Source organism: Microbispora sp. ATCC PTA-5024, from assembly GCF_000511135.2.
GTDB lineage: Bacteria > Actinomycetota > Actinomycetes > Streptosporangiales > Streptosporangiaceae > Microbispora > Microbispora corallina.
The window spans coordinates 1,194,698-1,214,451 of the sequence record NZ_KI866522.1 but is presented as its reverse complement, the minus strand read 5'-3'; the positions used below and the strand labels follow the sequence as shown (position 1 = coordinate 1,214,451).

The window sequence follows — 19,754 nt, the reverse complement described above, 5'->3', positions numbered from 1 at the left end:
GGGCGCGGCGCGCGCGGTCAGCCGCCCGTTCGCGACGCCCTCCTTCACGATCACGCCGAGGCCCGCCGCGTGGGCCCGGGCCAGGGCGTCGCCGGCCGAGCGCTCCAGCAGATTCCACGTCGACTGCACGGTGTCGAACAGTCCCGTCGCGACCGCCCGGTCCACCGCGTCCGCCTGACGGGGGCCGGTGGTCGACAGCCCGACGGCCACGCCCTCGGCCCGGAGCGCCCGCAAGCCGTCGAGGACCTCCTCGTCGTCGAACACGCCGCTCTCGACCGTGGCGGAGTGGATCTGGTAGAGCGACAGGTGGTCGCCGAGCAGCGCCCTGGTCTCCCCGAGCTGGCGGCGCAGCCGCTCGGCGGACAGGTCCTTCACCTCGTGGCGCTCGGCGTCGAGCCGCCAGCCGCCGACGTACTCGTACCCCCACTTGGAGCTCACGGTGAGCTCGCCGGGGGCGACGCCGCGCGCGGCGAGCCAGCCTGCCAGGAACTCCTCCGCCCTGCCGTACGAGCGGGCGGCGTCCACGTGCCGGACACCGGCCTCCCTGGCCGCGTCGAGCACCGCCCACGTCCGGTCCCGCATCGCGGCCACGTCGCGGTCCCCGCCCAGGTCGTCGTCGCGGCCGAGCGTGATGTACGCGGGACGGCCGATGGCGGCCAGCCCGAGTCCGACGGGCGTCACCTCGAGGCCCGTGCGGCCGAGGGTCGTCACCTTCAGGCCATGCCGGCCGGCGGGTTCCTCCACGGGACCAACCCTAACCCCCTGTGCCGAGCGGGGCCGGACGCACCGCCTCCGCCCGACATTTCGCGTTATTTCGATGGCTCTTTTCCCGGGAAACGCCGCCATTTCGGATTTTGGCATACGGGCAGCTCAGCGAATTAAAGTTCGGAATTGACACACGGAAAGGCCGCCGCACATAATCGGAGCTGTTCAGCGATCTCGCTCTCCCGAAACGACATTCACCGGCGATTTCCCTGTGCCCCTGAAATTGCAGGCGAAAAAGCTGTCGGACCGTTATGCCGTAACCGGAAAAGAATGGTGGTGGGGGTTGTGACGGAAACGGTGGACCCGGCCGTGAACGGCGCGCGGACGAGCCTCGGCACGGCGGCGGCGCGAAATCTCGCGACGACGACCAAATCCGTGCCGCAGATGCAGGGCATCTCCTCGCGCTGGCTGCTGCGGATGCTCCCCTGGGTGCAGGTGTCCGGCGGCACGTACCGGGTCAACCGCCGGCTGAGCTACGCGGTGGGCGACGGCCGGGTCAGCTTCACCTCGACCGGGGCCCGGGTCGAGGTCATCCCCGCGGAGCTGTGCGAGCTTCCCGCGCTGCGGGGCTTCGACGACGGGGAGGTCCTCCAGGCCCTCGCGGGCCGGTTCGTCCAGCAGGAGTTCCAACCGGGGGACGCCGTGGTCGAGGCGGGCGGCCCGGCCGACCAGATCGTGCTGATCGCGCACGGCAAGGTCACCAGGCTCGGCGAGGGGCCGTACGGCGACGAGGTCGTGCTGGGGGTGCTGGCCGACGGCGACTACTTCGGCGAGCAGGCGCTCCTCGGCGAGGCGGACCGGTGGGAGTTCACGGTCCGGGCGACGACCCCGTGCACGGTCATGGTCCTGCCCCGGCAGGTGTTCGCGAGCGTCATGGCCCAGTCGGACGCCCTGCGGTCGCATCTGGACCGCTACCGTTCGGGCCCCCGCCTCCCCCAGAACCGGCACGGCGAGGCCGCGATCGAGCTCGCCTCGGGCCACTCCGGCGAGCCCGATCTGCCGGCCACGTTCGTCGACTACGAGGCGACCCCACGGGAGTACGAGCTGAGCGTCGCGCAGACGGTCCTGCGCGTGCACACCCGCGTCGCCGACCTGTACAACGAGCCGATGGACCAGGTCGAGCAGCAGCTCCGCCTGACGGTCGAGGCGCTGCGCGAGCGGCAGGAGCACGAGCTCGTCAACAACCGCGAGTTCGGCCTGCTGCACAACGCCGACCTCAAGCAGCGCATCTACACCCGCACCGGCCCGCCGACCCCCGACGACCTCGACGAGCTGCTCAGCCGGCGGAGGAGCTCCCACTTCTTCCTCGCGCATCCCCGCACGATCGCGGCGTTCGGCCGGGAGTGCACCAGGCGCGGGGTCTACCCGGCGCCGGTCGAGCTGCACGGGCGGACCGTGCCCGCCTGGCGCGGCGTCCCCATCCTGCCCTGCAACAAGATCCCCGTCACCGAGGCCAGGACCAGTTCGATCCTGGTCCTCCGCACCGGCGAGGACGACCAGGGGGTGATCGGCCTGCACAAGACCGGCATCCCGGACGAGTACGAGCCCAGCCTGTCGGTCAGGTTCATGGGCATCAACGAGAAGGCCGTCATCTCGTATCTGGTGAGCGCCTACTATTCCGCCGCCGTTCTCGTGCCCGACGCCCTCGGCGTCCTGGAGAATGTCGAGATCGGGCACTGACGAAGGACCCCTGAGGTTTGGCGCTGAAGCGCGGACGAGGGCGACGAGGCCCCCGGATCCCGGTACGGGTGCCCCCGCCGGGATCCGGGGGTACGTAGAAGGTCCCGGCACGGCGTCCCTGATCGGGCTATGGGGCTCGCGGGACGCGGCCGGGGCGGGCGGCTTCCTGACCCGACAGATGGGTGGTGATGGCTGTGACCGTTGACTCCCGCAAGACCCCGGCCCCGGACGGGCGGGCGGCCGCCGTTCCGGACGTGCGGCGCGCGGACGAGGTGCTGGGCTGGGCCAGGGGACTGCTCGACCTCCCCCTGCGGCAGTCCGTGGCGACGCTCGCCCCGCCGATGCGGCGGGTGGCCGGCTACCACTTCGGGTGGTGGGACGAGCGCGAGCGGCCGATCGAGGCCAACGGCGGCAAGGCGCTGCGCCCCGCGCTCGTGCTGCTCGCCGCGGAGGCGGCCGGCGGGCAGGCGGAGGAGGCCGTCCCGGCCGCCGTCGCGGTCGAGCTCGTGCACAACTTCTCCCTGGTCCACGACGACGTCATCGACGGGGACACCACCCGGCGCCACCGGCCCACGGCCTGGAGCGCGTTCGGCCGGACGGCCGCCATCCTGGCCGGGGACGCCATGCTGTCGCTCGCCTTCACCGCGGTGACGAGGGGAGGGCGGGCCGGCGAGGGCGTGCGGGTGCTCGGGGCGTGCGTGCAGTCGCTGCTGGACGGCCAGAGCGCCGACGTGGACTTCGAGCTGCGGACCGACGTGGGGCTGGCCGAGTGCCTGCGGATGGCCGAGGGCAAGACGGGCGCCCTGATGGGGTGCGCCTGCGCCCTCGGCGCCCTGTACGGCGGCGCCACGAGCGGCCGGGCCGCGAATCTGGCGGCGTTCGGGGAACGGCTCGGGCTGGCGTTCCAGGTCGTGGACGACCTGCTCGGCATCTGGGGCGACCCCGCGGTGACCGGCAAGCCTGTCCACTCCGATCTGCGCAGCAGGAAGAAGTCGCTGCCGGTCGTGGCCGCGCTGACGTCCGGGACGCCCGCAGGCGCCGAGCTCGCCGAGCTCTACCACCAGGAGCCGCCGCTGTCGCCGTGCGACCTGACCAGGGCCGCGGAGCTGGTCGAGGAGGCCGGCGGCCGCGAGTGGAGCGTCGCGGCGGTGGACGACCTGCTGGCCGAGGCCCTCGACCGGCTGCGGGCGGCCGAGCCCGAGCCGCGCGCCGCGGCCGAGCTGGAGGCCCTCGCCCGCCTCGCCGCCGACCGCGACCACTGAGCCGTTCTGGCGCCGGTCTCTCCACGTCGAGCACGGCCGGGACGGCGTGGTTCAGGACGGGACCTCCGCTTCGGTGCTCGCGCAGATCGGCTGGGTGCGGCGCAGGTAGGACAAGGCGGCCGCGGCCAGCGCGATGCCGTACACGGCGAAGGCGCCGAGCCCGAACCAGGTCACCAGCAGGGCGTCCCCCGGGGTGGGGAGGTCCCCCCGGGAGACGGTCACCACGCCCACCGTGCCGAGGGCGGCGTACACCGCTCCGGCCGCTCCGTAGGGCGCGAGCGTTGCGGCGCCGATCAGCGCGGGGGTGAGCGGCAGCCAGCGAGGCACCCGCCTGCCGCGCAGGGCGAGCGTCCACCGGGGGAACACCTGCCCCCACGGCCGTACCAGGCCGAGGATGAGGAACACTCCGAGCGCGGCCAGCAGCGCCGTGGCGTCGATGCCCCAGTGGGCCAGGGTGAGCCACACCCCCGAGGCGCCGTTGCGCTCGGCTGTCGCCAGCATCTGGGCTCCGCTGACACCGGCGAAGGTCCCGCCCAGCGCCCATGTCGTCTTCATGGCCGCGTACGGGAGGAACGCCGCGGCGCCCGCGTAGGCCATCACGCGGACGCGGCGTGGAGCGGCTGTGGGCTCCGGCCTGCGCCGCCCGGTGGAGGAGGTGTGCGCGGCGCCGCAGTGCGGGCAGGCGCCGTACGCGGAGGAGCGGTGGGAGCGGGCCGTGGCGATGAGCAGCACCACGCCGGCCGCGGCGAGCGCCCGGTTGCCGGTCGCCGTCCAGCTGTCGACGGTCTGGTTGAAGACCAGAGTGATCGCGTCCATCAGCAGGCCGAATGCGGCCATGCCGCACACCACGCCCAGGCTCACCAGCGTGACGCGAAGGACCGGCCGGGGAATCCGCCGGCCCCACGGCGCCAGGCCGGCCAGGGTCGCCGTCGCCGCCGGGACGGCCACGGCCACGACGGCCCAGTCCAGGCCGACCGGCAGCGGCTCCGCGGCGCGGTAGAAGACCGCGGTCCCGGTCAGCGCGGCGACCAGGCCGAACGTCCCGTAGACCACCGACCAGCCGAAGGCGGCATACCCGGTCCAGGACGACCGACGGCGCCACCGGCCGGGTGCCGACATTCGGTTCTGTGACAGTCGAGCGTCCGTCATGTTCCGCAATGTATGGGGGAGAGCCTGTGGCGACGCTGAGGTGGGCTGAGAGGACTCACAGATGCTTCGCCGGCGGCACGGCCTCAGCCGGCGCGGCTAACGCCGGCTGAGGCCGTCGAGCATGAGAGACAGGAAGCGTTCCGGGACGACGCCCGGATGGCAGGCGAAAACGCTGAGCAGCTCCATGAGGTCGCCGGTGCCGGCATCCGAACGCATCGCACCGTCCGCCTGCGCCTGCCGCACCAACCCGTCGAGGCGCTGCACCAGTGCCTGCCTCGCCTGCGGCGCGGAGGTCCCGGCCAGTGCGGCCGCGCTGCTGACGCGTCCCGTCGGGGCCGACGCCACGTACGAGCTCACCGGGCCGTCGGCGCCCACGCATGACGAGGTCGCCGCCGAGGTCACCCGCGCGTCCGGCCGGGCCGTGCGTTACGTGGACCTGTCCGTGGAGGAGGCCGCCGTTCACCTGGAGAAGCGCGGCATGCCCGCCCAGACTGCCCGTGACCTGGCCGAGCTCATGGCGCAGATCGGGGACGGGCGCTGGGCGGGCACGACCACGACCGTGGCAGACATCCTGGGCCGCGAACCGCGCTCGCTGCGGGAGTTCCTCGGGTAGGCGCGCGGACCGGCGTCTCCGCCTCGTCCTCACGATCCGGCGAGGGTGACGACCACCTTGACGTCGTCCTCCTCGTGCCCGAAGGCCTCGGCGAAGCGGTCGAGCGGGACCCGGCGGGAGATCAGCCGCATCAGCCACGCGGGGTCGGCCTCGGCGAGCGCGGCGGCCGCGGTGGCGTAGTGGCCCATGTTGGCGTTGACCGAGCCCACCACCACGTCGTTCTCCAGCACCATCTCGCGGTTGAGCGTCCCGGCGTCCACCGTGAGCCGCCGACCGGCGGGGGAGACGCCCGTCAGGCACACGATCCCGTACGGCGCGGTCGTGGCGATCGCGTCGAACACGACGTCGGCCACGCCGGTCGCCTCGATCACGACGTCCGGCCGCGCCTTGGCGACCGCCTCGTCGAAGGCGCCGGAATGGTAGGTGGCGCCGAGACCGGCGACGAGGCCAGGCTTGGGGCCCGTGGTGACGCGGTCGAGGACGTGCACGTCGAGCCCGCGCTGCACGCCGAGCAGCGCGGCCAGCAGGCCGATGGGCCCGGCGCCCGTCACCAGGGCCGTCCGCGGCTCGAACCAGGCCCGTGCCCCTACCTTGTCGACCTGCTCCCACGCCTTGGCGACCACCGAGGTGGGCTCCATCAGCATGCCGACCTCGGCCAGGCCGGGGTCGAGCCGCACCGCGTACTCCGGCTCCACGGCCCACGACTCGCTCGCGTACCCGTCGAGCTCCTTGATGCCCCGCTCGGTGTAGCGGCCGTTGCGGCACATGTCGAACTGCCCGTGCGCGCAGGCCCCGCACGGCACCGGGTCGGGCCGCCGGACCAGGCCGACGACGAGGTCGCCGGGGGAGAAGCCGCTGCCGGACGGGGCCCGTCTCACCCGCCCCAGGGACTCGTGCCCGATCACCAGCCGCTCGCGCCCGGGCGGCGCCCAGCCGTAGTCGCCCGCGGCGATCTCCTTGTCGGTGCCGCACACGCCGACCGCGAGCCCGTCGACCAGCAGGTCGCCCGGCCCGGGCTCGGGCTCCGGCACGTCGGAGACCGCGAGCGAGCCGCCGGTCCGCGGGACGACCGTGAGTGCGCGCATGACGCACGTCCTTCCGTCAGGCCTGTAAGGGACGGCCGTCGCCGCCGGGCGTCACGGCCCCGGCGGCGGCGGTCAGCTCGGTGAGGGTGTCGGCGAGCGTCCGCCGGGTGGCGGGCGGCAGGATGCCCAGCGCGGCGGCGATGTCCCGCCGGCGGGCGGCGCGGAGCTCGTCCAGCGACCGCCGTCCCAGCGGGGTCACGGTGATGCTGATCTCCCGCCGGCTGTGCGGGGCGAGCAGCCGGGCCACCAGGCCGGCCGCGTCGAGCCGGGCCACCAGCCGTCCGGCGGCCGAGATCGACATCGCGAGCCGCGCGGCGAGCGTGCTGAGGTTGAGCGGACCGTGCCGGTCCACGGCCAGCAGCACGCGCAGCTGGGTCAACGACAGCTCGCTCTGCTCGGCCACGGCGTTGAGCGTCATCTCCACCAGCGCGAGCGAGGCCTCCTCGACCCGCCACGCCGCGTCCGCCAGGTCGTCCCCGCCACGGGCGCCGTCTTCCGGCACGCCGCCCTCAGACGCGCGCTCCCATGCGGCGCCGTCCTCAGGCACGCCGTTCTCACACCCGCGCTCCGGCGCGGGGTCGTCGCTCTCCCGCGGCGCGTCCTCCCGAGCGGGGCTGCCGGGCCTGCATGCCGGGGGGCTCATCAGGGGGCTCATGCTCTCCTCCACGTTCATCTCTGGCCCAGGACCTGGGGGCGTCCGGGCCGCCGGGCGATGCGCCGCTCGGGGTAGGGGCCCAGGTCGTCCCCGCGGATGGCGGAGGCCAGCAGCTCCGCCAGGTGCAGCGCCTGACGTCCGGTGCCCGCGTTCTCGATCTGCGTACGGCAGCTGAACCCGTCGGCGAGGATCAGCGTCTCGGGGCCGGCGTCGCGGACGGCCGGGAGCAGCTCGCTCTCGGCGCACGCGAGGGACACGTCGAGGTGCCCGGCCGTGAAGCCGAAGTCGCCGGCCAGCCCGCAGCACCCGCCCACCGCGTCGAGGCGTACGCCGGCGTCGCGCAGCAGGTGCCTGTCGGTGTCGTAGCCCAGCACCGAGTGGTGGTGGCAGTGCGGCTGGGAGACGGCGTCCCTGTCGATGCGCGGCGGCCGCCACCCGTCGGTCCGCGTGAGCAGCTCGGCGAGCGTGCGCGTCTGCTCCTTCAGCCGTACGGCGTCGCGGTCGTGCGGGAGCAGGTTGGCCGCGTCGGAGCGGAACACGGCGGCGCAGCTCGGCTCCAGGGCCACGATGGGCGTTCCCCGCCGCAGCGCGGGCGCCAGCGTGCGGAGCGTCCGGCGCAGCACCCGTTCGGCCACGCCGAGCTGTCCCGTGGAGATCCAGGTGAGGCCGCAGCACAGGGTGCGCGGCGGGAGCACCACCCGGTAGCCCGCCGACTCCAAGACCGCGACGGCGGCCCGGCCGATGTGGGGGGTGAGGTTGTCGGTGAACGTGTCGGGCCACAGCACCACCGTCCCCCGCTCGCCGTCGCCGCGCGGGCCCCTGCGCCGGTACCAGTCGCTGAAGCGAAGATCGGCGAAGTACGGCACGGGACGGGCGGGCTCGATCCCCCCGGCCCGCTTGGCGAGGGCGCCCAGCCCCGGCGTGTGGGTGAGAACGTTGACGGCACGCGGCGCGAACGCGGCCAGCCGGGCCAGCACCGGCAGCCATCCCATCGAGTAGTGGGCGGCCGGGCGCACCCGCCCGGAGTAGTGGTGGGACAGGAACTCGGCCTTGTAGGTCGCCATGTCGACCTCCATGGGGCAGTCGTGGCTGCACCCCTTGCAGGCCAGGCAGAGGTCGAGGGCGTCGCGCACGGCCTCGGAGCGCCAGCCGTCCCGGACCGTGGAGTCGGCGTGACCGTCGAGCATCTCGAACAGCAGCCGGGCCCGGCCGCGCGTCGAGTGCTCCTCCTCCCTCGTCGCTCGGTACGACGGGCACATCACCCCGCCGGAGGGCCGGCGGCACTGGCCCACCCCCACGCACCGCATGACGGCGCGCTGGAAGCTGCCCTCGTCGGCCGGGTAGCCGAAGCGGGCGTCCGGCTCGGCCGGCGTCCAGCCGGGCCCGAGCCGGAGGTTCTCGTCCAGCCGGTAGGGCGCCACGATCTTGCCGGGGTTCATCCGGTCATCGGGGTCGAAGACGGCCTTGACCTGCTCGAACGCCGTCATGACCGCGGGGCCGAACATCCGCGGCAGCAGCTCGCCCCGCGACTGCCCGTCGCCGTGCTCGCCCGACAGCGAGCCGCCGTACGACACGACCAGGTCGGCGGCCCGGTCGAGGAACGCGCGGAAGGCGCGCACGCCGTCGGCGGTGACGAGGTCGAACGGGATGCGGGTGTGCACGCAGCCCTGCCCGAAGTGCCCGTACAGCGAGGCGTCTCCGTACCCGAACTCCTCGAACAGCCGGTACAGGTCGCGCAGGTAGTCGCCGAGCCGCTCGGGCGGGACCGCGGAGTCCTCCCAGCCCTCCCAGGTCTCGCGCATGCCGGGGACGCGGGCCGTGGCGCCGAGGCCCGACTCGCGGACCTCCCACAGCTCCTTCTCCAGCCGTTCGGTGTCGAAGAACGCGACGTGCGGCTCGTGGTCGCTGCCGCGCAGGTCGTCCACGAGCGCGTTCGCCCGGTCGTCGGTCTCCTCCTGCGAGTCGCCGCCGAAGGAGACCATCAGCCAGCCGCCGCCTTCCGGCAGCTCCTTGAGCGCCTCCGGGTGCATGCCCTTGCGCCGCTCGTAGCCGACGAGCTTGTCGTCCACGCCCTCCAGCTGCAGCGGGCGGTGCGCGGCGATGCGCGGGACGGCGTCCCCCGCCACCGCGATGTCGTGGTAGCCGAGGACGACGAGGCTCTCGGCCTTCGGCGCCGGGACCAGCCGCAGCTCGGCCCGCAGCACGGTGACGAGCGTGCCCTCGGAGCCGACCAGCGCCCTGGCCAGGTCGAAGTCGCCGCCCGGGAGCAGCTGGTCGAGGTTGTAGCCCGACACCCGCCGGGGGATGTCGGGGAAGCGGCGGCGGATCTCGCCGGCGTGGGCGCCGACGACGTCCCGCAGGCCGCGGTAGATCTCGGCGCGCCGCCCGCCCTCCGCGAGGATCCGCTCGAACTCGTCCCCGCCGGTCGGGCCGACCCACGTGCGCAGCCCGTCGTAGGTGAGGATCTCCAGGCGGGCGACGTTGTCGGCGGTCTTGCCGTACGCCTGCGCCGTCGAGCCGCAGGAGTTGTTGCCGATCATGCCGCCGAGCGTGCAGTGCGAGTGGGTGGACGGGCGGGGCCCGAACATCAGGCCCGTGTCCCGCAGCAACAGGTTGAGCGTGTCGAGCACGATGCCGGGCTCGACCACGCAGGTGTGCGCCGCCCGGTCGACGGAGACCAGCCGGTGGCAGTACTTCGACCAGTCGATCACGACGGCCGCGTTGCAGGTCTGGCCGGCCAGGCTGGTGCCGCCGCCACGGGAGGTGACCGGCGCCCGGTGCTCGCGGCAGACCGCCACGGCCTCCGCCGCGGCCTCCACGCTGCGCGGCACCACCACCCCGATCGGGACCTGCCTGTAGTTGGACCCGTCGGTGGAGTAGGCGCCGCGGGTGCCCGGGTCGAAGCGGACCTCGCCGTCCACGCGGGCCGCGAGGTCGCGCTCCAGCTCGCGCACCCGCACGTACGGCTCACGGGGCCGCCGGGTCACCGGCGTGGGGACGAAGGCCTGGGCGGTCATCGGCCGGTCACCTCCCGAGCTGCGAGATCTTGTCCTTGAACAGCGTGGTGGCGATGGCCGCCTTGTGCGGCTGGCCCTTCAGGAAGGCCTCCGCGAACTTGATCGCCTGGTCGTGGCTCACCTTGCCCGGCATGGGCGGCTCGTTCGGGTCCACGTCGACGTCGACGAGCGCCGGCCCCTCATGGGCGAGCGCCTGCCGCACGGCCTCGTCGACATCGGCCGGGTCGGTCACCTTGCGGCCGTACGCGCCGCACGACCGCGCCCAGGCCGAGAAGTCCGTCGCGGGCAGCCCGAACCGGACGCCGTGCTCGGGATAGCCGAGCACCATCTGCTCCCACAGGATCTGGCCGAGCGAGTCGTTGTTGTTGACCACCACCGTGATCGGCAGCCCGAGCCGGGCGGCCGTGTGGAACTCGGCCATCAGCATGGCGAAGCCGCCGTCGCCGATGAACGAGATCACCTGCCGTCCGGGGTGGGCGAGCTGCATCGCGATCGCGTACGGCAGGCCGGGCGCCATCGTGGCGAGATTGCCCGACAGGTAGAACTCGCGGCGGCCGCGGATCGTCCAGTGCCGCGCGGCCCAGGTGGCGATCGTGCCGGAGTCGCAGGTCAGGATGGCGTCGTCGGAGGCCGCCCGGTCGACGCAGCCGATGAGGTACTGCGGGGCTATCGGGCTGCGCTTGGGCGACACCAGCGCGGCCATGTCCTCGCGCCACTTGCGCATGGCGTCCTGGTACTTCTCCAGGTGGGAGCGGTCGTCCCGGCGCCGCAGCAGCGGCAGCAGGGCGGCCAGGCCCTCCTTGGCGTCGCCCACCATCGGCACCTGGGTGGGCAGCCGCAGCCCGGCCCTGACGGGGTCGGCCTCGATCTGCACCACGGCGACCTTGCCCGGCTCGGGCAGGTGCTTCGTGTAGGGGAAGTTGGTGCCCACCATGAGGAGGGTGTCGCAGTCCTCGACCAGGTCCTCGCCGGGCCGGGTGCCGAGCAGGCCGATCCCGCCCACGGCGAACGGCGAGTCGTCGGGGATGACGGCCTTGCCCGGCAGCGTCTTGATGACCGGCGCGCCCAGGGCGTCGGCGACGGCCAGCACCTCGTCACGCGCGTGCAGCGCCCCTGCTCCGGCCAGGATCGCGGGCTTCGCGCCCCCGTTGAGGACCTTCGCCGCGGCCTCGAGATCCTCCCGTCGCGGCGTGCCGGGCGGGGACAGGTAGATCGGCGCGGTCGCCGGGGGCCGGGCCGGCGCCACGTGCTGGTAGGGATCCTCGTCGGCCGGGGCGACCTGCACGTCGTTCGGCAGGCACAGGTGGGCCACGCCGCGCCGGGCGTAGGCCGTGCGGACCGCGATGTCGACCACGCCGGGCAGCTGCGCGGGGTTGTCGACCACGAGGTTGTACTCCGCGACGTCGGCGAAGAGCTGCTCGAGGTGGACCTCCTGCTGGTAGCCGGTGCCCAGCACGCTGGTCTCCTGCATGCCGGTGATCGCGAGCACCGGCATGTGGTCGAGCTTGGCGTCGTACAGCCCGTTCAGCAGGTGGATGCCGCCGGGACCCGAGGTGGCCAGGCAGACGCCGATGCGCCCGGTGGCCTTGGCGTGGGCGGTCGCCATGAACGCGGCCGCCTCCTCGTGGTGCACCAGCACGAACCTGATCCGGTCGGACTGGCGGCGCAGGCCTTCCATGATCCCGTTGATCCCGTCACCCGGGAGCCCGAAGACCGTGTCGACACCCCAGTCGGCCAGCCGCCGGACGAGCACTTCGGAGGCGATTTCACTCATACCTGCCGCGCTGCCCGTCCTCGGGGATCTGACACTCACCGCATGGAAAATTTTTCCTCTACGAATGTTTCGCCGTTTGGGCACCGTCCGCGGGGTAGGGCGAGGACCACGCCCGCAGTCCGGGCCCGGATCCCGGGCCGCGGTCCACGACATGCTCCGGAGGCGGCATGACCAGCATCCGCGCCGTGCGCGCCGCGGCCTACCGCATCCCGGCCGACCTGCCCGAGGCGGACGGCACCCTGGCGTGGGACGCGACCACGCTCGTCGTGGCCGAGGCCGACGCGGGGGACGCCGTCGGCCTCGGGTGGACCTACGCCCCCGCCGCCGCGGCGTCCTTCGCGGCCGGGACGCTGGCCGGGGTGGTGACCGGCGCCGACCCGTTCGACATCCCGGCCGTCTGGACCGCGATGGTGCGCCGGGTCCGCAACGCCGGGCGGAGCGGCGTGGCCGGGTACGCGATCTCGGCGGTCGACGTCGCGCTGTGGGACCTCAAGGCGCGCCTGCTCGGGACGCCGCTGGTCCGCCTGTTCGGCGCCGCCCGCGCCGAGGTGCCGGTGTACGGCTCGGGCGGCTTCACCACCTACGACGACGAGACGACCGCCGCGCAGCTCCGGCACTGGGTGCACGGGCAGGGCATCCCCCGCGTCAAGATCAAGATCGGGGAGTCGTGGGGGAGCGAACCGGCCCGCGACCTCCACCGGATCGCCCTGGCCCGCCGCGTCATCGGGGACGACGCCGAGCTCTACGTGGACGCCAACGGCGGGTACGGCGCCAAGCAGGCCGTACGGCTGGAACGGCGGATGCGCGACCACGGCGTGCGGTGGTTCGAGGAGCCGGTCTCGTCCGACGACCTGGAGGGGCTCCGGCTGGTCCGGTCCCGCTCGGAGGCCGACGTGGCCGCCGGGGAGTACGGGGGAGACCTCGGCTACTTCACCCGGATGTGCGAGGCGGGGGCGGTCGACTGCCTGCAGATCGACGCCACCCGCTGCGGCGGCTACACCGGCTGGTTCGGCGCGGCCGCCGTCGCCGCCGGGCGCCACCTCCCGGTGTCGGCCCACTGCGCCCCCAACCTGCACCTGCCGGCGGCTGCCGCCACGCCGAACCTGCGCCACATCGAGTGGTTCCACGACCACGTGCGCATCGAGACCGAGCTGTTCGCGGGCGCCGCCGACCCGGCGGGCGGCCTCGCCCGCCCCCGCACCGACGTACCGGGACACGGCCTGGAGCTGCGCCGCGACGCCGCCGAGCGCCACCGCGTTGCCCCGGCGGGATAGGAGATCCGTCCATGCGCATCGAGGACTACGCGCTGATCGGCGACATGCACACTGCCGCGCTGGTGGGCCGCGACGGCTCGGTGGACTGGCTGTGCCTGCCGCGGTTCGACTCCGGGGCCTGCTTCGCGGCGCTGCTCGGCGGCCCGAAGGCGGGCCGCTGGCTGCTGGCCCCCGCGCACGGCCGGCCGTCCACGGGCCGCCGGTACCGCGACGGCACGCTGGTCCTGGAGACGGAGTGGGACGCCCCGGAGGGGTGCGTACGCGTGCTGGACTTCATGCCGCCCCGCGGCGAGGCGCCCGACGTGGTGCGGATCGTGGAGGGCGTGCGCGGCCGTGTGGAGATGCGCATGGAGATGGTCCTGCGCTTCGACTACGGGAACGTCGCGCCCTGGGTGCGCGGCGAGGACGGCGAGCTGGCCGCCGTCGCCGGCCCCAACGCCACCTGGCTGCGCGCCCCCGTCACGCTCCGCCACGAGCGCCGCCCGCACCGCACCACGGCGTCGTTCGCGGTCTCGGCGGGGGAGCGGGTGCCGTTCGTGCTGACCTGGCGGGAGTCGTGGCTCGGCCGTCCCGATCCGGCCGACCCGATGGACTCGCTCGCGGGCGCCGGGCGGATGTGGAAGGAGTGGCTGGGCCGCTGCACGTACGAGGGCGAGTACGAGGAGGCCGTCCGGAGCAGCCTGCTGACGCTCAAGGCCCTCACCTACGCCCCGACCGGCGGGCTGGTGGCGGCGGCGACGACGTCCCTGCCGGAGCAGCTGGGCGGCCCGCGCAACTGGGACTACCGCTACAGCTGGCTGCGCGACGCCACCTTCACCCTGCAGGCGCTCATGCGCGCCGGGTACGACGAGGAGGCCACCGCCTGGCGCGACTGGCTGCTGCGGACGGTGGCCGGGGACCCGGCCGACCTGCAGATCATGTACACGATCGAGGGCGCCCGCCGCATCCCGGAGTGGACGGTCGGCTGGCTGCCCGGCTACGAGGGCTCCCGGCCGGTCCGCGTGGGCAACGCCGCCTCCCGGCAGTTCCAGCTGGACGTGTACGGCGAGGTGATCGACTGCCTGCACCTGGCCCGCGAGGAGGGTCTGGGCGCCGATGAGCAGGCGTGGGACGTGCAGTGCGCGCTGATGGAGTACCTCGAGGGCGCCTGGAAGGAGCCCGACAACGGGCTGTGGGAGATGCGCGGCCCCCGCCGCGACTTCACCCACTCCAAGATCCTCGCCTGGGTCGCCGCCGACCGGATGGTCTCCGCCGTCGAACGGCAGGGGATGGACGGGCCCGTGGCCCGCTGGCGCGCCCTGCGCGAGGAGATCCATCACGACGTGTGCACCCGCGGCTACGACCCCGGCCGCACGACCTTCACCCAGTACTACGGCTCCAAGGGCCTGGACGCGGCCCTGCTGCTGATCCCCCGGCTCGGGTTCCTGCCCATCGACGACCCCAGGGTGTCCGGCACGGTCGACGCCGTCCGGCGTGAGCTGATGGAGGACGGGTTCGTGCTGCGCTACCGGCAGAAGGCCGACGACGTGGACGGGCTGCCCGGCGGCGAGGGCACGTTCGTGGCCTGCTCCTTCTGGCTGGCCGACGCACTGGCCCTGCTCGGCCGCACCCAGGAGTCGCGCCGCCTGTTCGAACGGCTGCTGTCGCTGCGCAACGACGTCGGCCTGCTGTCGGAGGAGTACGACGTGACCGCCCGCCGGCAGATCGGCAACGTCCCCCAGGCGTACAGCCACGTGTCGATCGTCAACACCGCCGCCGCCCTGGCGCGGGGAGGCGACGCCCGCACCCCGCGGGCCCGCCGGCATCCCGCGGACGGGGCCGCGGTCACCGGTGGTAAGGGGGGTCGGTGACGGCGGCCCGCGACTCCAGCCGGCCCTGCCGCACCTTCCGGATGGAGGCGCCGACCCGAGGGTCGATGCGCTCGCTGAGCGCCATCGCGCGGTTGAGCGCGGCGTCGGCGGCGGCGTCCTCGTCGAGCGCGAGCAGCGCCTCGCCGAGCGTCACCAGGGTCTGCGCCTCGTCCAGCGGGGCCTGCATCTTGCGGAACAGCGTCACGGCCTCCTGCAGCCGGGTGACGGCCTGGGAGGGGTCGCCGTCCGCCATCGCGAGCTCCCCGAGCCCCACCAGGACCCGGGCCTCGGCGAGCTGGTGATGGGACGTGCCGGCCAGGGTCAACGCCTGGCGGAGCGCGGTCTCGGCCTCGGCGACGTTGCCCCGCCGCATCCGGGCCATGCCCAGCCCGTGCAGCGCGTACGCCTCGCCGGTCGGGTCGCCGATGTCCCGCACCACGGCCAGCGCCTCGCGGAACACCTCCTCGGCCTGCGTGAGGTCGTCGGACTGCAGGTGGAGGTGGCCCATGCGGTGCAGCACCTGCGCGCACACGCGCCGGCTGCCGCCGGCCTTGCTGAGCGTGAGGGCCTCCGACAGCAGCGGCATCACGCCGTCGAGGTCGTCGCACTCCAGCTTGAGCCGGGCGAGGTTCTGCAGGGCGTAGGCCGCGGCCACCTGGTCTCCGGTGGTGCGGAAGATCTCCAGGGCCTGCTGGTAGCGCTTCATCGCGGCGTCGAAACGGCCGTTCATCCGGTCGAGGAAGCCGAGGTTGCGGACCGCCAGGGCCACCCCCTGGTCCTCGCCCACCTGCCGGAACAGCTCGACCGACGCCTCGAAGCTGCGCTGGGCGTCGACGAACCGCTGCTCGCTGATGCACAGCGAGCCCAGGGAGTAGAGCAGCGCGGCCTGCCCGCGGGCGTTGCCGCTCTGCCGGGTGGCCTCCAGCGCGATCTCGTGGGTCTCCCGCCAGTCGTCCAGGTAGACCCGCGACTCGAAGAACGGCACGACGTTGGCGGCCAGCGCCCAGCACAGGTCGACGAACCCGGCCTGGGCCGCCTGGCGGATGCCCGACACGAGGAACAGCCGCTCGCGCTCGAACCACGACAGCGGCGGCGAGATCAGCCGGTCGACCAGGCTCTCGGGCAGCGGCCACTTCGGCGCGTCGTTCTGCACCAGGACGTCCTCGCCGTACTCGCGCCTGCGGGCGGCGTCGGCCAGGTAGAGCAGGCCCCCGAGCACCCGGGCGAGCGCGGCGTTGCGCTCGGCGGGCGACTCCTCGGCGGCCAGGCGCTCCCGGGCGAACACCCGGATGAGGTCGTGGAAGCGGTAGCGGGTGTGCACGCCCCGTCCGACCCCCGTCGTCTCGACGAGCTGCGCGTCGGCCAGGTCGTCGATCAGGTCCTGGGCGTCGGGAAGCGGCAGGTCGAGCAGCGCGGCGCTGGTCCAGGCCGAGAACAGGTGCGAGTCGAGGATCGCCAGCCGGCGGAACAGCCGCCGCGCGTCCGCGCTCACCGCCTCGTACGTCAGCGAGATGCTGGCCCTGATCCCCATCTCGCCGTGCTTGAGCTCGTCGAGCCTGCGGGTCTCGTCCTTCAGCCGCTCCACGAGCTGGAAGATGCTCCAGTGGGGGCGGGCGGCCAGGCGTGCGCCGGCGATGCGCAGCGCCAGCGGGAGGTGACCGCACAGCTCGGCCAGCTCGGCGGCGTCCTCGGCCTCGCCCTGCACCCGCTTGGCCCCGGCGATGCGCGACAGCAGGTCGATCGACTGGTCGGAGTCGAACAGATCGAGGTCCACGTGGATGGCCCCGGCCAGCCCGGCGAGCCGGCTCCTGCTGGTGACGATGACGGCCGAGGCCGGGTTGCCCGGCAGCAGCGGCAGCACCTGGCCCTCGTTGCCCGCGTCGTCGAGCACGATGAGCATCCGCCGGTCGGCCAGCAGGGCGCGGTACATCTCGGCCCGCTCCTCGACCCCCTCGGGGAGGCCGCTTCCCGGGACGCCGAGCACGCGGAGGAACCGTTCCAGCACCTGCGCGGGGCTGACCGGCCGGCTCACGCCCGCGTGCAGGTCGGCGAACAGCTGGCCGTCGGGGAAGTGGTCGGCGACGCTGTGCGCGGCGTGCACCGCGACCGTGGACTTGCCGATGCCGCCCTTGCCGACGATGACGATGATGGGCACGGCGAACCTGGCGGCCCGCGTCGACGCGCTCATCAGGCGCTGCCGGATCTCGTTGACCTGCCGGGCCCGCCCAGTGAAGTCGGCGATGCCGGTCGGCAGCATGCCGGGCACGCTCGGCAGCGCGACCGGGGGGTCCAGCGTCACCTGCACCGGCTGCTCGGGCAGGTCGAGGCGCTCGTCGCAGGTGAGGATGGCGTACTCCAGCTGCTGGAGCCGCTCGTTGGGCTCGATGCCCAGCTCCTCGATCATCGTGGCGCGGGCCTCGCGGTAAGCGTGCAGCGCCTCGGCCTGCCGTCCCGACCGGTACAGCGCCAGCATCAGCTGCTCGCGCAGCCGTTCGCGCAGCGGGTGATCCTCTACCAGCCTGGTCAGCTCGCCGACCAGCTCGTGGTGGCGGCCGAGCTCCAGCTCCAGCTGGATGCAGTCCTCGTTGGCCGTGATGCGGTGCTCGGTGAGCCGTGCCGCGGCCGACTGCACGATCCTGCTCTCGATGCCCTCCAGCACCGGGCCGCGCCACAGCGCCAGCGCCTCCCGGTAGTGCTTGACGGCCGCGTCGTAGGCGCGGCTCTCGCGGGCCCGCCGGGCCTGCAGCACGAGGTTCTCGAACCGGTGGGAGTCGATCTGCTCGTCCTCGACGTGGATCGCGTATCCCTGCGGCCGGGTCGTGATGAGGCTCGACTCCCCGTTGGCCGCGAACATCCGGCGCAGCGCCGAGATGCAGATCTGCACCTGGGCCCGCGAGGTCGTGGGCGGGTCGTCCCCGTAGATCGCCTCCATCAGACGGGTCGTGGTCACGGCCCGGTTCGCGTCGAGCAGCAGTACGGCGAGGACGGTCTGCTGCCTGATCCCCCCAAGGTCAAGGCGTTTACCCGACGCGTCGACCTCCAGCGCCCCCAGAACCCGAAACTCCACCGCATCTCCCTGAAGACAACCGCGGTCGTGCTCGTCGAGGTCTCCGCCCCCCGGATGCGACAGGTGGCGGGCCGATGTCCCCAATACATTAAGGCGTCGTAATGATAGGCTCCGCCGTATTGGGGCCGTCCCTAGACATCAAGCGCGTAAACCGTGTTGCGCACCGCCGGTGCCGACAATCGCCGTGGAGTCAGCTCCTTCCGGTGACCCCGGTCCCCCCCGGGTGAGTGATGGCGCCGCCACCACCCAGAGTCGCTCTGTACGCGATGTCTCTTTCGTGCGGATTGTACCCCTGTTGATGGACGAGGGCTAGGCGGATGCTCGTTCGTTTATTCCGGACATTGCTCTTAATAGCACTTAGTTACGGAAAAAGGACATGGAAAACGGCCGGGGACATCCGTCCCCGGCCGTTGCTGCGGGCCGGTCGCCTGCGCGTTCAGTCCCAGGGCGTGCCGTCGGTCGTGGCGATCGGCGTGGGAACGGGGGTCGGCGTGCCGGTCACGGTCAGCGAACCCGAGTCGGCGGCGGCCGGCGCACTCATCGCGACGAGGCCGAGGCAGGCCACGAGGACGGCGATGGCGACGGAGAAGGTGAGTCGGAAGGCGGGGCTGCCGAAGGTCTCGCTCATTTCTGCCTACCTCGTGTCGTGTCGCGTAAGTGGGGTTTTGCCTGGCGTTCGGTCGATCTGTGCTCACCTTCACAGGGGCCGCCATCCGCTTCTTATCGGCGCGCTTCTCGATCGCCATCACCGCAGGTCACGCGCGTGGTAAACGACTTTTTTCGGCGCTTTTCCGATAAATATCGGCATTTGTTGAGGGGGCGCGGGGCATTCGCCGGGTCGTACGGCCCGATCTCCCGTCCATATGGCGATAGAGGGCCGATGGGACGCCGATAGCGGAATACGTGAGGCTGGACCGCGTCCCGGGCGGGTGCGCGCCGCGCAGGTGCCGGGTTCGGCACACAAAAGCGGCCCCTGGGGGCGTACCGGGCGGATAAGGTGGCGTGGACATGGGCATTGCTGTTCAAGCGCTGGACGGCGTGTACGGCCGATCGGCCGCCGGCGTCCGCACGCGACTCGACCACGCCGACAACGGCGGCTGGAGCTCGGTCGCCGAGGCCGAGACCGACCGGGAGGGCCGCGTCCAGATGTGGCGCGGGCGGAGGTTCGACCGCGGTCTCTACCGGATCGTCCTCGACAGCGACCGCTACTTCGTGGGTCTGGGGCTGAGCGCCGCCTATCCGGAGGTCGCGCTGACGTTCCGCATGCGGGCCGAGACCGACTCCTATCAGATCCAGGTCATGCTCTCGCCGTACTCCTATTCGGCCTATTTCGGGTCGTGACCAGCGGCGACGCCCCGGGTCCGCCCACAGCGGCACGACGCGGCCGGGCCCGGCGATAGCGCGGCGATAACGCGGGGAAGGCGGCCGTCCCTAGCGTTGCCTGCGTCGCCTCCGCCACACGGAGGCCGTACGGAGAGGTGGCGCGCGATGCGGCGGATCCAGTGCAGGAGGCCCGGGCGGCGCGGCGGGGGGACCCGCGTGCGCGGCCCGCTCGACCTGCGC

The 19,754-nt window shown here is 73.2% G+C and carries 15 protein-coding genes; 6 read left to right on the top strand and 9 right to left on the bottom strand.

What is annotated here, in order from left to right; all coding sequences use genetic code 11:
• The coding region (locus MPTA5024_RS05435) for an aldo/keto reductase (protein ID WP_232326220.1) at window positions 1-744 on the bottom strand (744 nt) is incomplete at its 3' end.
• A gap of 291 nt (window positions 745-1,035) precedes the next feature.
• On the opposite strand from MPTA5024_RS05435, the gene MPTA5024_RS05430 reads away from it, so the two are divergent.
• Both MPTA5024_RS05430 and MPTA5024_RS05425 read left to right on the top strand, forming a co-directional pair.
• Window positions 1,036-2,445, top strand: a complete 1,410-nt coding sequence (locus MPTA5024_RS05430) for a family 2B encapsulin nanocompartment shell protein (RefSeq protein WP_051457733.1) — start codon at window positions 1,036-1,038, stop codon at window positions 2,443-2,445.
• Between the two features lie 188 nt (window positions 2,446-2,633).
• Entirely contained in the window at window positions 2,634-3,707 is a 1,074-nt protein-coding gene (locus MPTA5024_RS05425) for a family 2 encapsulin nanocompartment cargo protein polyprenyl transferase (protein ID WP_084369625.1), read from the top strand.
• A gap of 51 nt (window positions 3,708-3,758) precedes the next feature.
• On the opposite strand, the gene MPTA5024_RS41870 is transcribed toward MPTA5024_RS05425, so the two are convergent.
• Both MPTA5024_RS41870 and MPTA5024_RS44495 read right to left on the bottom strand, forming a co-directional pair.
• Complete coding sequence (locus MPTA5024_RS41870) at window positions 3,759-4,856, bottom strand: hypothetical protein (RefSeq protein WP_198166958.1); 1,098 nt, start codon at window positions 4,854-4,856, stop codon at window positions 3,759-3,761.
• Between the two features lie 96 nt (window positions 4,857-4,952).
• On the bottom strand, window positions 4,953-5,099 hold the full coding sequence (locus MPTA5024_RS44495) for a hypothetical protein (protein WP_442922042.1): 147 nt from the start codon (window positions 5,097-5,099) through the stop codon (window positions 4,953-4,955).
• On the opposite strand from MPTA5024_RS44495, the gene MPTA5024_RS05415 reads away from it, so the two are divergent.
• The gene (locus MPTA5024_RS05415) at window positions 5,053-5,469 is read left to right on the top strand and encodes a hypothetical protein (protein ID WP_051457731.1); all 417 of its coding nucleotides are present in this window, start codon (window positions 5,053-5,055) and stop codon (window positions 5,467-5,469) included. The genes MPTA5024_RS44495 and MPTA5024_RS05415 overlap by 47 nt on opposite strands.
• Before the next feature lie 29 nt (window positions 5,470-5,498).
• Here the strand turns inward: MPTA5024_RS05415 and MPTA5024_RS05410 are convergent, their stop codons facing one another.
• Genes MPTA5024_RS05410 through MPTA5024_RS05395 form a run of 4 tightly spaced genes read right to left on the bottom strand, consistent with a single transcriptional unit; the run spans window position 5,499 to window position 12,000 of the window.
• Window positions 5,499-6,554, bottom strand: a complete 1,056-nt coding sequence (locus MPTA5024_RS05410) for a glucose 1-dehydrogenase (RefSeq protein WP_036320398.1) — start codon at window positions 6,552-6,554, stop codon at window positions 5,499-5,501.
• Window positions 6,555-6,570: 16 nt separating this feature from the next.
• A complete protein-coding gene (locus MPTA5024_RS44165; protein ID WP_198166957.1) occupies window positions 6,571-7,209 on the bottom strand; it encodes a MarR family winged helix-turn-helix transcriptional regulator in 639 nt (212 codons plus the stop codon).
• Between the two features lie 14 nt (window positions 7,210-7,223).
• Window positions 7,224-10,226: an FAD-binding and (Fe-S)-binding domain-containing protein gene (locus MPTA5024_RS05400; protein WP_084369431.1), complete on the bottom strand. Its 3,003-nt coding sequence runs from the start codon at window positions 10,224-10,226 to the stop codon at window positions 7,224-7,226.
• A gap of 7 nt (window positions 10,227-10,233) precedes the next feature.
• Complete coding sequence (locus MPTA5024_RS05395; RefSeq protein WP_036320396.1) at window positions 10,234-12,000, bottom strand: thiamine pyrophosphate-dependent enzyme; 1,767 nt, start codon at window positions 11,998-12,000, stop codon at window positions 10,234-10,236.
• Between the two features lie 167 nt (window positions 12,001-12,167).
• Here MPTA5024_RS05395 and MPTA5024_RS05390 point away from each other — a divergent pair, with 167 nt between their 5' ends.
• Together MPTA5024_RS05390 and MPTA5024_RS05385 are read left to right on the top strand one after the other, a co-directional pair.
• Window positions 12,168-13,274 carry an enolase C-terminal domain-like protein gene (locus tag MPTA5024_RS05390; RefSeq protein ID WP_036320394.1) on the top strand — a complete coding sequence of 369 codons (1,107 nt, stop codon included), beginning with the start codon at window positions 12,168-12,170 and terminating at the stop codon, window positions 13,272-13,274.
• A gap of 11 nt (window positions 13,275-13,285) precedes the next feature.
• Window positions 13,286-15,124: a glycoside hydrolase family 15 protein gene (locus MPTA5024_RS05385; RefSeq protein ID WP_051457729.1), complete on the top strand. Its 1,839-nt coding sequence runs from the start codon at window positions 13,286-13,288 to the stop codon at window positions 15,122-15,124.
• On the opposite strand, the gene MPTA5024_RS05380 is transcribed toward MPTA5024_RS05385, so the two are convergent.
• Entirely contained in the window at window positions 15,099-18,191 is a 3,093-nt protein-coding gene (locus MPTA5024_RS05380) for an AfsR/SARP family transcriptional regulator (RefSeq protein ID WP_084369430.1), read from the bottom strand. The two genes, MPTA5024_RS05385 and MPTA5024_RS05380, sit on opposite strands and share 26 nt — an antisense overlap.
• Window positions 18,192-18,627: 436 nt before the next feature.
• Window positions 18,628-18,819, bottom strand: a complete 192-nt coding sequence (locus MPTA5024_RS05375; protein ID WP_036320392.1) for a hypothetical protein — start codon at window positions 18,817-18,819, stop codon at window positions 18,628-18,630.
• 380 nt (window positions 18,820-19,199) lie between these two features.
• Here MPTA5024_RS05375 and MPTA5024_RS05370 point away from each other — a divergent pair, with 380 nt between their 5' ends.
• A complete protein-coding gene (locus tag MPTA5024_RS05370; protein WP_036320390.1) occupies window positions 19,200-19,532 on the top strand; it encodes a hydroxyisourate hydrolase in 333 nt (110 codons plus the stop codon).
• Window positions 19,533-19,754: the final 222 nt, after the last annotated feature.